The organism is Sphingobium sp. YR768 (assembly GCF_900111125.1).
Lineage (GTDB): Bacteria > Pseudomonadota > Alphaproteobacteria > Sphingomonadales > Sphingomonadaceae > Sphingobium.
In genome coordinates this window covers 37,906-51,832 of record NZ_FOGE01000009.1, presented here as the reverse complement: position 1 = coordinate 51,832, position 13,927 = coordinate 37,906, and the positions used below count along the sequence as shown (strand labels likewise).

The following is a 13,927-nucleotide window of genomic DNA, read 5'->3' as shown; positions in this document are numbered from 1 at the left end:
CCCTTATCAATCCGGTTCGCCCGGTTCTTGGAATATAGAAACTAGAATTTGAATATTGATTTTTATCAAAATGGACAATAGCAAAGGGGCATCCGGTCCCTCTGCACAAGGGCCGGATACAATTATCGGCCCCGAAACAGGGGCGACATAAGCGTATGGGGAGGATTCGATGCGCACCGCTTTTTCCACTTTTCTGATGTCGACGGCTGCTGCCGCGCTGGCCTGCGCCGCGCAGGGCGCCGCCGCCCAGACTGACACCGCACCGCAGGCCGGCACCGACAGCGCCGCGCCCCAGAATGAACTGGGCGAAATCGTCGTCACCGCCAATCGCGTCGCCAGCAGCGCGCAGAAGACCGCGACCGCGCTCACCGTCTATTCGGGCAACGACCTCGCCTCCGCCGGTGTCGCCAGCGTCCAGTCGCTCCAGACGATCGATCCCAGCGTCAACGTCACCAGCAGCACCGGCGCCGCCTATGTCGCGGTGCGCGGTATCGCCTCGACCGATGTGACCGAAATCGGCGATCCCTCGGTGCCGATCGCCCGTGACGGCTTCTTCACCAACCGCAGCTTCTCGATCGGCACGTCGATGTACGATCTGGCCCGTGTCGAAGTGTTGAAGGGGCCACAGGGCACCCTGTTCGGCCGCAACTCGACCGGCGGCCTGATCAGCATCATCACCCAGAAGCCGACCAATGAACGCTCCGCCTACGGCTCGATCGAAGTCGGCAATTACGACACGATCAATGTCGAGGCGGGCGTCAACCTGCCGGTCAATGACAAGCTGCAATTCCGCTTCTCGGGCATTTCCCGCCGGCGCGACGGTTATCGCGACATCACCGTCATCAATGCCGAAGGCGATGATGAAAAGACGCTGTCGGGCCGCGCCCAGGTTGCCTTCCAGCCGTTCGAAGGCTTCACCGGCCTGATCAGCTATCAGCATGACGCCATTGATGCGGTGGGCGACCTGGCCCTGCAATCGGCCATTTCGACCGTACCCAGCATCACCGACGAAAAGCGCTTCCCCAATTATCAGCCGACCTTCACGAAGCTGAATGGCGATCGTATCCGCTGGGAATTCAGCTATGACGCGCTGCCCCTGGGGCTGACGCTGACCTATGCTGGCGGTTACGACAATCAGAAGTGGGGGCACGCCACCGACGCTTCGACGCTGGGCGGCGCGACCCGCCAGCAATTCCTGCAAAGCGAGAGCCCGGAAACCTGGAACCATGAAGTGCGGATCGCCACGCCGCAGGACGGCCCCTTCACCGTGCAGGCGGGCTATTTCCACTTTGATGAGGAAAACACCATCGACAGCGGATTGATGGTCCGCTCCGGCCCCTACGCCAATCGTTATCTGATCAAGTTCGACTATAAGGTGAAGACCCAGTCGGATGCCGTGTTCGGCCAGGCCGCCTATAAATTTGGCGACATGTTCAAGCTGTCGGCTGGCGCGCGCTATACCTGGGACAAGAAGGACCGAGAGGGCCAGGCCGTTCTCGATCTGGAAGTCGCCAGCGGTGGCCACGCCCCGGCCATTCTGATCACGACGCCTGGCAATGGTTCTGTGCGCCAGTCCAAGCCGACCTATCATATCGGTCTCGACTGGACCCCGACCAGCCAGAATATGGTCTATGTGAAATATGACACGGGCTATAAGTCGGGCGGCTTCAACTCCAACGGCAGCGCGCCGTCGGTCGACTATGGTCCGGAAAATCTCGACGCCTTCGAACTCGGCACCAAGAACCGCTTCCTGAACAACAAGCTGCAATTCAACGCCGCGCTCTTCTACCAGAATTACAAGGGCTATCAGGCGTCGCAGACCACCGCCGTCATTTCCGATGGCAGCGGCACCTTCAATGTGGGCAGCGCCAAGATTTATGGCGCCGAAGCGCAGATCGTCGCCCTGTTGGGCGGCCTGCGCGCGGACCTGAACGGCACCTGGCTTCACGCCAATTTCGCCGATGATGTCGGCACCGTCGTCGATGGCAACAGCAATCCGCGCGACATCAGCGGCAACCGCCTGCCCAACGCGCCGCGTCTGTCGCTGACCGGCGGCCTCGAATATGTCTTCCCGATCGGCGACGGCACGATCAAGCCGCGCATCGACGGAAAGTATAGCTCCGCCTTCTACTATAGCGTGTTCAACGATGCGGATACCAAGCAGGGCAATTATGCCACGGGCAATATCTCGCTGACCTGGCTGCCGCAGGTGGATGGCCCGCTGGAAGTGCAACTATACGTGCGCAACTTCACCGACGAAGCGGTCTATGCCAATGCGGCGCGCAACTTCGTCGCCGGGGTGAACACCTATCAGTTCCAGGCGCCCCGCACTTATGGCGGCCGTCTGGCCTTCCACTTCTGATGCCGGTGCGGTGCGGCTGGATCATGGCGGGACCAGCCGCGCCGCAGCCATGCGATGGATGACATGCCCCCCTTGTTCGCTTCGCTCCGCGCCCCGCGCCAGCAGCGCAGTCAGGCCTCGTTCGAACGGATGATCGCGGCGGCCGAGGCATTGCTGCGCGAACGCGGCAATGACGATTTCACCCTTCAGGAAGTCGGCAAGCGGGGTAAGGTGTCGATCGGCTCCATCTATTGCCGGTTCGACAGCAAGGATGATCTGATCCGCGCCGTTCAGGCCCGCGTGCTCGATGTCGTCAATGCCGATCAGCTCGCCGGCATCGCGCGAGCCGAGGCGGAAGCGCAGGACTTGCGCCAGCTCGTCATGCTGCTGGTGGAAAGCATCGCCGAAACGCTGCGCAACCATGCCGAACTGATGCGGCCGATGATGCTGCGCGCCACCACCGATCCCATCGTCTCGGCGGCCGGCAAGAAAAGTTACGCCCAGATTGCCGACCGGGTCCGGGGCCTGTTGCTGACCCATCGTAGCGAGATTCGGCAGCCCGATCCGGACCGGGCGGTGCAGTCCGCCTATCGCGTCATTTACGCTGCGATTGCCCGTTATCTCGGATTCGGGTCGGCCACCGGCGCGGCGTGGGAAGGCGACTGGAGGGAACTGAAAGAGGATCTCGGGCGTATGTGCGCCGCCTTCCTTCAGTCCGCAGACTGACCCAGACCCCCAAATCCGCCCAATAAAGGCGGTTTGTCGTGCAAAGGCGGATGGACCAGACCGGATGGAATGGCTAAGTCGCCAGTTCAACTACCAAGGGAAAGGACCCCCTCACATGAACAATGCTGACCTCGCCGACACCGTCGCCAGCGCCAGCGGCCTTTCGAAGGCCGACGCCAAGAAGATCGTCGACGGCGTGTTCGCGGCGATCGCCGACGCTGCTGCCAAGGGCGAGGAAGTATCGCTGAACGGCTTCGGCAAGTTCAAGGTCAAGGAAAGCGCAGCGCGCGAGGGTCGCAACCCCGCCACCGGCGCCACCATCCAGATCGCGGCGTCGAAGAAGCTGGGCTTCACCCCCGCCAAGGCGGTCAAGGACAAGCTGAACGGCTGATCCCTTGTTTGGTGCTGGCGCGGCGACTCCGGTCGCGCGCCAGCATCCACCTGACGGCCGACATCGCTCGCCGAAAAGGCTTGAGCCTCTCTTGCCATCGCCATGCTGCCTGTCGGCGATGCGCTTCCCTTCCGCCCTGACCATCAGCCACCGCGGATCATGTCGATCGACCGGCTTTGCGCGCGCGGGACCAGTCGCTAAGCAGGGCCGATGCAGCAGACTATTGCCTATCGCCAGATCGGAATCGTCGGAACCGGGCGCGTCGCGCGCGCTCTGGCGCTGGCCCTGCACAGGCATTGCGCCGAACCACTGATGCTCTGGGGACGCGATCCCGATCAGGCCCGCACCGTCGCCGGTAATATGGGGCTTGTTCAGGCAGCGGAATCGCTGGCGACGTTTACCGCCTGCGATCTGATCCTGATCGCCGTGTCGGACGATGCACTCGCGGCCGTCATCGCGGCACTCGCCGCCGCTGGCCCTTCTTCCGCTTTCGCCTGCCATGTCAGCGGACGCAGCGGCGCCGCCATCCTCGCGCCGCTCCGGGACAGGGGCATGCTGACCGCCGCCATCCATCCGGCCATGACCTTCACCGGCGATCCGGACCGGGAAGTGGCGCGCATGGCGGGCGCCCGTTTCGTCATCACTGGCGACGGTCCGGCCGCGACCCATGCGGCCGAGCAACTGGTGGCGCTGCTCCACGGCGTGCCCGAATATGTGGCGGAGGCGCAGCGGCCGCTCTATCATGCGGCGCTCTGCCACGCCGCCAATCATCTGGTCACTTTGCTCGCCGGATCATGTGATGCGCTGAAGATGGCGGGCGTCGCCGATCCGCAGGCGCTGATCGGGCCACTGGTCCGCGCCGCGCTGGAAAACAGCCTCGACCGGGGCTTTGCCGCCCTGTCCGGCCCCTTGCTGCGCGGCGACGAAGCCACGATCCGCGATCATCTGACGGCGCTGGCCGCCGACAGCCCCGCCTTGCTGCCGCCCTATCGCGCCATGGCCCGCGCCACGCTGGATCAACTGGCGTCCACCGGCCGGCCCCCCGCTGCGCCGTCACTCGCGCACCTGCTGGACTGACCCATGGCAAAGCCCTGGACCGTTCTCCTGCGCGCCAGCTTCCGCGACGATGCCGATCTGCCGCGCTATATGCAGATCGCGCACGGCCTGATCCATGAAATCGAGCGGGGACGGCTGCTGCCGGGCGAATATCTGCCCAGCAGCCGCGATCTGGCGACTGCGCTTGCCGTCAATCGCAAGACCATCGTCACCGCCTATGAGGAACTGATAGCGCAGGGTTGGCTGGTCAGCGGCGGCACGCGCGGGACGATGGTGTCCACCTCGCTCCCCTCGGCCGAATCGATCGCGCCCGCGCCCTTGGCTGCGCCGTTCGGCGATACCGAATATCCCTTCCTCGGTCCTCCCGACCGGCCGATCGCCATTGCGCCGGGGACATGGCGCAAACTGGACGAAGGCGTGCCCGACGGTCGCCTCTTCCCCGCCGATCCGTTGGCCCGCGCCTATCGCAAGGCGGTGGAGCAGGCGTCCCGTGACAATGGCCTTGGCTATCGCGATCCGCGCGGTCTGCCCCGGTTGCGGCAGGAAATTGCCGAGATGTTGCGACGGCAACGCGGGCTGATGGTGACGGCCGATCATATCTGCATCACCCGTGGCAGCCAGATGGGCGTATTCCTGACCGCCCGCGTCCTGATCCGGCCGGGCGACGCGGTGCTGGTCGAACGGCTGACCCATGAACCCGCCGTCGCCGCCTTCCGCGCCTGCGGGGCAAAGATCGTGACGGTCGGGCTGGACGAAGATGGCATCGACGTGGCCGATGTGGAGCGCCAGTGTCGTCGCCACCGCGTCCGCGCCATCTTCGTCACGCCGCATCATCAATTCCCGACCACCGTGTCGATGCGGCCCGAACGGCGGCTGCGCCTGCTGGAACTGGCACGGCAATTCGCCTTCGCGGTGATCGAGGATGATTATGACCATGAATTCCACTTCGGCGCACAGCCGTTGCTGCCCATGGCCAGCTATGCCCCGGCGCGGGTCATCTATGCCGGCTCCATGTCGAAGCTGCTCGTGCCGGCGCTGCGCATCGGCTACATCGCCGCCGCGCCACAGGTGATCGATGCGCTCGCCTATCAGATCTCGCTGATCGACGGCATGGGCAACAGCGTGACGGAGGATGCCGCCGCCGAATTGCTGGCGACCGGCGAAGTGCGCCGCCATGTCCGTAAGACCGCGCAGATCTACGCCGCCCGCCGGGATGCCTTCGCCCGGTCGCTGGAACAGGAAATGGCCGATCTGGTCGATTATCGTCTGCCCGACGGGGGCCTCGCCTTCTGGCTGCGCTTTCGGGACATCGCCGCGCTCGACCGGATGGAGGCGCGCGCGCCCGAATTCGGCCTCAGCTTCGCCTCCTCGCACAGCTATGCGGCCGACGACAGCGCTGAGCGCGGCCTGCGCATCGGCTTTGCCAGCCTGACCGAAGAAGAAGCGCGGGAGGTGTTGCGGACATTGCGCCGCTGCGCCGACAAGTAAAAATGCTTGGACCCCTCCGCTTTAGGGAATTGGATGTTTCCGGCGGGTCCATTGCGACTCATTGTCGCACGCATGAAATATCCGCCGCGTGACTCCGACGATGTTGTCGCCCTGATCGATCAATACCCGCTTTGCTGGCTGGTGTCGGCGGGCGCATCCGGCTTCGGCGCCAGTCCGCTGCCGCTGCTGGCGGAATGCGATGCCGACGGATCGCTGGTCGCGCTGTTCGGCCATATGGCCCTCTCCAACCCGCAGGTCGCTCTGCTCCGCGCCCAGCCCTCCGCGCTCATCCTGGTCAACGGGCCACAGGGCTATATCTCACCCGAACTGCTCGGCAATCCCGTCTGGGTGCCGACCTGGAACTATGCCATGGCGTCGATCCCCGTCGATGTCAGCTTCGTGCCCGACGAAACGCGCGACTCGATCGAGCGGCTGACCGACCGGATGGAGGCAGGCCGCGCCGCGCCGTGGAAGGTCAGCGATGCCGAAGAACGGCTGCCCAAGATGCTGCCGCACATCATCGCCTTCCGCGCGCATGTCCGCGCGATCGATGGCCGCTTCAAGCTGGGCCGCGACGAATCGCGCACCGGCATCAACGAGATTGTCGGTGGAATGGACCATGGCCCGCTGCGCGACTGGATGCGGCTCTACAATGAAGACCGCCTTGAAAAGGAGATAGAGGCATGAGCATCAGCCGTCGCGATCTGCTGGCCGGGGGCGCGGGGAGCGTCGCACTGGCGCTGCTGTCGACACGCGGCTGGGCGAAGGGGCAGGCGCTCGACACCGCTTATGTCAATGCGCTGGTCTGGACGGGGCAGGGGGCGCCGGCTCTCTCCGCCATCGGCATCGCGAATGGTCGCATCGCGGCGCTGGGCAGCGCAGCGGTCAAGGCGCACGCGGTCAAGGGCACCCGCATCGTCGATCTGGGCGGCGCCTTCGTCATGCCCGGCTTCATCGATTGCCACACCCATTTCCTGATCGGCTCCGATCTCCTGACCCAGCCCAATCTGCGCGAAGCGAAAAGCCCGCAGGAATTCGCCCGTATCGTCGGCGAAGCGGCACGCCAGCTCAAACCCGGCCAATGGGTGCAGGGCGGAAGCTGGGACGCGGAACTATGGGGCGGCGAACTGCCCGATCGCAGCTGGATGGACCCGGTGACGCCCGACACGCCGGTCGCGGTCCAGCGGCTCGACCTCCATATGCTGGCGCTCAACTCGCTGGCGCTCAAGCTGGCCGGTATCGATCGCAACACCCCCGATGTGCCGGGCGGCGTGATCGTGCGCGACAAGGATGGCAATCCCACCGGCATCCTGAAGGACGCGGCGATGGATCTGGTCAAGCGCGCCATCCCCCCGCTGACCGACGCCGATCGCGAAGCTGCGGTGCGCAAGGGCATCGCCCATGGCCTGTCGAAGGGCGTGACTCAGGTCCACACCACCGAACTGGACTGGAATACTCATGCCGCGTTGCGCCGCCTGCGCGCCAAGGGCGAGACGGACATGCGCTTCTATTCCTTCCTGCCCCTGCAAGACTGGGCGAAGGTGAAGGCGCTGGTCGATGCCGAGGGACGCGGCGACGACTGGGTGCGCTGGGGCGGGCTGAAACTGCAATATGACGGCTCGCTGGGCTCGCGCACGGCCATGTTCTATCGCCCCTATGACGACGCGCCGGCCAATTCGGGCATGCCGATCCACAGACAAGCAGACGTCCAGCAATGGACAAATGATGCCGACGCGGCCGGCCTTCAGATCACCATCCATGCCATCGGCGACAAGGCGAATGACGAAGCGCTGGATATCTTCGCTGCCGCCGCCGCGAAAAACGGCGCGCGCGATCGCCGCTTCCGCATCGAACATGCCCAGCATCTGGCGCCCAGCGCGATCCCGCGCTTCGCCAAACAGCAGGTCATCGCCTCGATGCAGCCCTATCATGCGATCGATGACGGCCGCTGGGCGATCCAGCGCGTGGGCGCCGAACGGCTGAAGGGCACCTATGCGTTCAAATCGCTGCTCGACGCCGGGGCCAAGGTCGCCTTCGGGTCCGACTGGCCGGTGGCCCCGCTCGATCCGTTGACCGGCGTGGCCGCCGCCGTGCTGCGCCAGACGATCGACGGCGCCAATCCGGGCGGCTGGCTGCCCGAACAGAAGCTGACCATGGCGCAGGCGCTGCACGCCTATACTGCGACCAATGCCTTTGCCGGTTTTCAGGACGACCGGGTCGGCCGGATCGCGCCGGGGATGCTGGCCGATTTCGTGGTGATGGACGCCAATCTGTTCGCGATCGACCCGGCAAAGACCGGCGCGACGAAGGTGCTGAAGACCATCGTCAACGGCGTGGAACGGTTCAGCGCATGAGGTGAATTTTCGGAAGGGCGACCGAAAACGGCGTCCTTCCTTTTCGAAGGGGAAGTCCAATGAAGACGATTACGCATGTAAAGTCGGTCAGTCTCGCCGCGCTGGCGGCGGCGACCCTGTTCTCCGCCCCGGCCATGGCACAGGCCCCGGCTGACGAAAGCGAAACCATCATCGTCACCGCTGGCAAGCGCGACGAGGATATTCGTCAGGTCGCGATGCCGATCAGCGCCGTCACTGGCGAACAGCTCAAGAAGATGAACGCCAACAGCCTGTCGGATTATATCACCCGGCTGCCCGGCGTCGTCTTCAACGATTATCAGCCCGGCATTTCCGAAGTCGTGATCCGCGGCGTCGCCGCCACCACCTATCATGAACAGGGCCAGACCACGGTCGGCTATTATCTCAATGAAGTGCCGGTGGTCGAACCCGGCTTCCCGATCGGCATCCCGGACGTCGACACGTTCGACCTTCAGCGCGTCGAAGTGCTGCGCGGTCCGCAGGGCACGCTGTTCGGCTCCTCGACTCTCGGCGGCCTCGTCAACTATGTCGCCAATGTCGCCGACGCCAGCAAGATCGATGCTGCGGCGTCCGGCATCGTCGGCACGACCAAAAATGCCAGCGGCGAACTCAATTACGCCGCCAAGGCGATGATCAACATCCCGCTGGTGGAAGATCAGCTGGCCGTGCGCCTCGTCGCCCTGCAACGGTCGGATGCGGGCTATCTCGACAATCCGGGCATCGGCGTGAACGGCTCGAACGATTATCGCACGCGCGGCCTGCGCGGCTCGATCGTCGCGCATCTGGGGGAAACGACGAAGGTCACCTATCTGTCCAGCTATCAGGACAGCAAGCTGGACGACCAGACCTATCTTGACCTCAAAAACCCCTATATCCGCGACGTGCCCCGCGCCGAAAGCCAGAAGACCGACTTCTGGATGAACAGCCTGCGCTTCGATCAGGAAATCGGCGATGTCGCCAATTTCACCGCGCTGGGCTCGATCACGAAGAAGACCAACACCACCGTCTTCTCCTATCCCTATGCCTATGTGACCGGCGTCACCACCGGGGACGAGGCCGCCTATTCGCTGGGCGAGGCGGACGCGCTGATCAAGACGGTCGAAGCCCGTCTGGCGTCGGCCGGAGAAGGCCCGTTCAAATGGCTGGTCGGCGTCAGCTATATGCAGGCGAAGAAGAACAGCTACGACCAGATTTTCCAGTCGGGCGCCGAAGCCTATATCAACGCCCATCCCGATCTGTTCGGCGGCTATTCCGGCGCGCAGCTGACGCCGGGCGACCGCCTCTATGGCTATCAGACCAAGAGCACGAACGAGGATTTCGGCGTGTTCGGCGAACTCTCCTTCAAGCCGGTGGAACAGTTCGAAATCACCGTCGGCGGCCGCTATTACAACACCACGGCCAAGGCGGACGTCCTCAATCAGGCCGGCGCACTGGGCGGCTATGAAGGCGGCTATACGCCGACCGACAGCAGCGGCAGCGTCAACCAGAAGGAAGATGGCTTCCTGCCCAAGGCGACCGTCGCCTGGCGCCCGTCGAAGGACGTCATGGTCTATGCCACCTATTCGCAGGGCTATCGCGTCGGCGGCATCAACCCCAATGCCGGCCTGCTGGAAAGCATTCCGGAATCCTATGAAAGCGACAAGGTCAAGAATTACGAAGCCGGCGTGAAGACGCAGACGCCCGACGGCCGCTTCGCCATCGACCTCACCGGCTTCCGCATCTACTGGAACAATATCCAGGCCCGCCTGTTCGGCCCGGCGCCCTCCTACTACAGCTATGTCGTCAATGCCGGTGGCGCGCGCATCAACGGCGTCGAATTTTCCGGCACGGTCAATGTGAACAGGATGGTCCGCTTCTCCAGCAATGTGACCTGGCAGGATGCCAAGATCACCGAATTCCTGCCCTATCCGTTCGACGCGGCCGGGCTGGGCGGTTATCCTAAGGGCACGGTGCTACCCGGTTCGTCCAAATGGTCGGTCGCCAATAATCTGACGCTGACCCTCAACGATGTGTCCGGCGCACCGACCTTCGACATCGCGCATCGTTACCTGTCGTCGGCGCCGACCAGCTTCGACGATGTGTCGCGGCGCGGGGACTTCAACATGTTCGATCTGCGCGCCTCGATCGGCGTGGGTGAGAAGATCCGCCTGATGGCCTTCGCCAACAATGTCTTCGACAAGTTCGGCATCCTGAACGCGCCCTTCGCCAATGATGCCTCGCCGCTGCCGCAGGGGTCGATCATCCGTCCCCGCACGCTCGGCCTGCGCTTCGACTGGAGCCTCTAAGAGGTCGCATCATCGGGCCGCCTTTCCGGTGGGGAGGGCGGCCCCATTTTCTTTGCATCCCATAACTGCCAGAAAGGCCGCCATGCGTTTTGCCGCCTCCCTCCTGCTGGGCGCCGCCCTCGTCGCCGCACCCATGGCTCATGCGCAGGAGAAGGACGCACTCAGCCTCCAGCCGACCCGCATGCTCGCCTATGATGCGCAGGAGGGCACCTGGATGCAGCCGGACATGGCGCCGGACGGCAAGACGATCCTGTTCGACCTTCTGGGCGATATCTATGCGCTGGACGCGACCGGCGGCACCGCCCGTCCGCTGCTCACCGGCATGGCCTTTGAACGCAACCCGGTCTTTTCGCCCGATGGCAGGCAATTCGCCTTCATCTCCGACCGGTCGGGCGTCACTAACCTCTGGCTCGCCAATGTCGACGGCACCGGGCTCAAACAATTGTCCCATGACAGCAGCGTCGCCATCTACAGCTCGCCCGCATGGTCGGCCGATGGCCGTTTCGTCACCGTGTCCCGCACAGTCCATTCGATCCTGGCGTTCGAACTCTTCCTATACGACAAGGATGGCGGCAGCGGCATCCAGATCACGAAAGCCGGTTCTCCCGACAATTGGGATGCGAAGCTGAACGCCATGGGCGCGGTCGCCGCGCCGGACGGTCGCACCCTCTATTATGCCACCAAGCGCGGCCATACCTGGACCGAAAATGACCTGCCCAACTGGTCGATCGCCCGCCGTGACCTGAAGACCGGGCAGGAAGAGGTGATCATCCAGTCGGCCGGTGGCGCCATGCGTCCGGCCCTGTCGCATGATGGCAGGTTGCTCGTCTATGCCAGCCGCGACGGCATGAAGGACGGGCTGCGCCTGCGCAATCTGGAGACGGGCGAGGACAGATGGATCGCCTTCCCGATCGACCGGGACGGGCAGGATGGCGGCTATTATGCCGATCTTCTCCCCCGCTTCAGCTTCATGCCCGGTGACAAGGCGCTGTTGATGAGCGTCGGCGGCAAGCTGCAACGGCTGGACATCGCCAGTGGCGCCCGCACCGACATTCCCTTCACCGCGCCGGTCAAACTCGGCCTCGGTCCGCTGACCCGCGTCCACCAGAAAGAGGAAGAAGGGCCGGTCCGCGTCCGCGTGATACAGGCCCCGCGCCAGTCGCCCGATGGAAAGAGCGTCGCCTTCACCGCCCTGGGCGGCCTCTATGTCCAGAGCCTCGCCCCCGGCGCAAAGCCGCGGAAGATCGTCGCCGACGATGCCTTCCAGCCCGGCTGGTCGCCCGACGGCAAGACTATCGTCTATGTCAGCTGGACCGCAACCGAAGGCGGCCATGTCTGGACCATCCCGTCAACCGGCGGCAAGCCGCGCAGGCTGACGCAATTCCCGGCCTTCTACACCCAGCCGGTCTTTACGCCCGACGGCAGGGGAATCGTCGCCCTTCGCGCCAATCATTATGACCGGCTGCGCACCATATCGGAAATCGATCCCTCCCGCCCGACCGACATTATCGCCTTGTCGGCGCAGGGTGGCCCCGCCCGGCTGATCACCCACGCCACCGGCGCGCGCCTGCCGCATTTCGCGCAGGATGGCCGCCTGCTCTTCTACAGTGGCGCGGGCGTCAGTTCGGTGCCGCTGGCGGGCGGCGATCCGCAGTTGGAACTGCGCGTCGTGGCGCCGGGTCTTGGCCAATATTTCCCCGGACCCGCCCCTGTGGACGAAGTGCGCCTCAGCCCCGATGGCCGCCACGCGCTCGTCAAATCCTTCGCGCAAATCTACCTGATCGACGTGCCGCCCGCCAATGGCAGCGAGCCGCCGACGATCGATCTCAACGCCGCCAGCGTCGCGCGCAACCGGCTGACCCGGATCGGCGCGGACTTCACCGACTGGGCGGACAAGGGCGCCACCGTCACCTGGTCGGTCGGCTCGACCTTCCGCCGCCTGCCGACCGCGCAGGCGCTATCCGGCAATGGAGAGGCGACCGCGCAGAGCTTCGCCCTCCCGGTCGATCTGCCGCGCGATGTCCCCAAAGGCAGCATCGTTCTGCGCGGCGCGACCGTTATGCCGATGGCGGGCGGGCAGGACGCTATCGCCAATGCCGACATATTGATCACCGACAATCGCATCGTCGCGGTCGGCCCGGCCGGATCACTTACCGTCCCCGCCGGGGCCAGCGTCCGCGACGTCAGCGGCAAATATATCGTCCCCGGCTTTGTCGATACCCATGCCCATTGGTTCGAAATCCGGCGCGGCATTCAGGATAAGGGGCATTGGGATTTCGCCGCCAATCTGGCCTTCGGCGTCACCTCCGCGCTCGATGTCCAGCCCTTCACCACCGATGTCTTCGCCTATCAGGACATGATCGACGCCGGCATGATGCGGGGCCCGCGCGCCTGGTCGACCGGCCCCGGCGTCTTCGTGAACGCCGAAATCCGCAGCAAGCAGGATGCGGTCGATATCCTCACCCGCTATCGCGACCATTATCGCACGCGGAACATCAAAAGCTACATGATCGGCGACCGCGCCCAGCGGCAATATATGGTCGAAGCGGCGAAGGAACTGGGCATGATGCCCACGACGGAGGGCGCCAGCGACATGGTGCTGAACCTCACCCACGCGATCGACGGCTTTTCCGGCAACGAACATGCCATCCCCGTCTCGCCCCTGCGCGACGACATCGTTCGCCTCTTCGCGCAGAGCCGCACCAGCTATACGCCGACCATCTCGGTCGCTTATGGCACGACCCCGGCCCTGTTCGATTTCATCATCAACAAACGGCCGCAGGACGATCCCAAATTCCGCCATTTCGTACCGTCCGGCATCGTCAGCGAGAAATTGCGCAATCGCCACTGGATGCCGCCCGAAGCGCAAAGCTGGCAACTGATCGCCGCCGATGCGCTGGCGATCCAGCGCGCCGGTGGCCTCGTCGGCATCGGCAGCCATGGCGAAATGCAGGGGCTGGGCTATCAGTGGGAAATGCAGGCCTTTGCGGCCGGCGGCGCAACCCCGATGGAGGTGCTGCGCGCCGCGACCATCGGTTCGGCCGAGGTGATCGGCCATAGCGACGATGTCGGCAGTCTGGAGCCGGGCAAGTTCGCCGACCTACTGATCCTGGACGCCGACCCGCGCCCCGATATCGCCAACGCCATGAAGATCGGCGCCGTCATGAAGAATGGCCGGATCTACGACCCGGCCACGCTGGACGAAGTCTGGCCCGCCGCCAGCAAGGCGCCCACGTCATGGTTCGACGGAACGGACCGGCCGAACTGA

9 protein-coding genes are annotated in these 13,927 nt (G+C 64.5%); all 9 read left to right on the top strand.

Annotation, left to right across the window (positions count from 1 at the left end):
• The first annotated feature begins 169 nt into the window (after nucleotides 1-169).
• The 9 genes from BMX92_RS12210 (at nucleotide 170) to BMX92_RS12170 (ending at nucleotide 13,927) form a co-directional block, all read left to right on the top strand.
• The gene (locus BMX92_RS12210; RefSeq protein ID WP_093016813.1) at nucleotides 170-2,362 is read left to right on the top strand and encodes a TonB-dependent receptor; all 2,193 of its coding nucleotides are present in this window, start codon (nucleotides 170-172) and stop codon (nucleotides 2,360-2,362) included.
• 54 nt (nucleotides 2,363-2,416) lie between these two features.
• Nucleotides 2,417-3,067: a TetR/AcrR family transcriptional regulator gene (locus BMX92_RS12205; protein ID WP_093016811.1), complete on the top strand. Its 651-nt coding sequence runs from the start codon at nucleotides 2,417-2,419 to the stop codon at nucleotides 3,065-3,067.
• 115 nt (nucleotides 3,068-3,182) lie between these two features.
• Nucleotides 3,183-3,458 carry an HU family DNA-binding protein gene (locus BMX92_RS12200; RefSeq protein ID WP_093016809.1) on the top strand — a complete coding sequence of 92 codons (276 nt, stop codon included), beginning with the start codon at nucleotides 3,183-3,185 and terminating at the stop codon, nucleotides 3,456-3,458.
• A gap of 210 nt (nucleotides 3,459-3,668) precedes the next feature.
• Nucleotides 3,669-4,535, top strand: coding sequence for a Rossmann-like and DUF2520 domain-containing protein (locus tag BMX92_RS12195; RefSeq protein WP_093016807.1), 867 nt, complete (start codon nucleotides 3,669-3,671; stop codon nucleotides 4,533-4,535).
• Between the two features lie 3 nt (nucleotides 4,536-4,538).
• Complete coding sequence (locus tag BMX92_RS12190; RefSeq protein WP_093016805.1) at nucleotides 4,539-6,002, top strand: MocR-like pyridoxine biosynthesis transcription factor PdxR; 1,464 nt, start codon at nucleotides 4,539-4,541, stop codon at nucleotides 6,000-6,002.
• Nucleotides 6,003-6,074: 72 nt separating this feature from the next.
• Complete coding sequence (locus BMX92_RS12185; RefSeq protein ID WP_093016803.1) at nucleotides 6,075-6,689, top strand: FMN-binding negative transcriptional regulator; 615 nt, start codon at nucleotides 6,075-6,077, stop codon at nucleotides 6,687-6,689.
• A complete protein-coding gene (locus BMX92_RS12180) occupies nucleotides 6,686-8,356 on the top strand; it encodes an amidohydrolase (RefSeq protein ID WP_093016801.1) in 1,671 nt (556 codons plus the stop codon). Before BMX92_RS12185 ends, BMX92_RS12180 begins: the two co-directional genes overlap by 4 nt.
• A 59-nt stretch (nucleotides 8,357-8,415) precedes the next feature.
• Nucleotides 8,416-10,659, top strand: a complete 2,244-nt coding sequence (locus tag BMX92_RS12175) for a TonB-dependent receptor (protein ID WP_093016799.1) — start codon at nucleotides 8,416-8,418, stop codon at nucleotides 10,657-10,659.
• A gap of 82 nt (nucleotides 10,660-10,741) precedes the next feature.
• Nucleotides 10,742-13,927, top strand: coding sequence for an amidohydrolase family protein (locus BMX92_RS12170; RefSeq protein ID WP_093016797.1), 3,186 nt, complete (start codon nucleotides 10,742-10,744; stop codon nucleotides 13,925-13,927).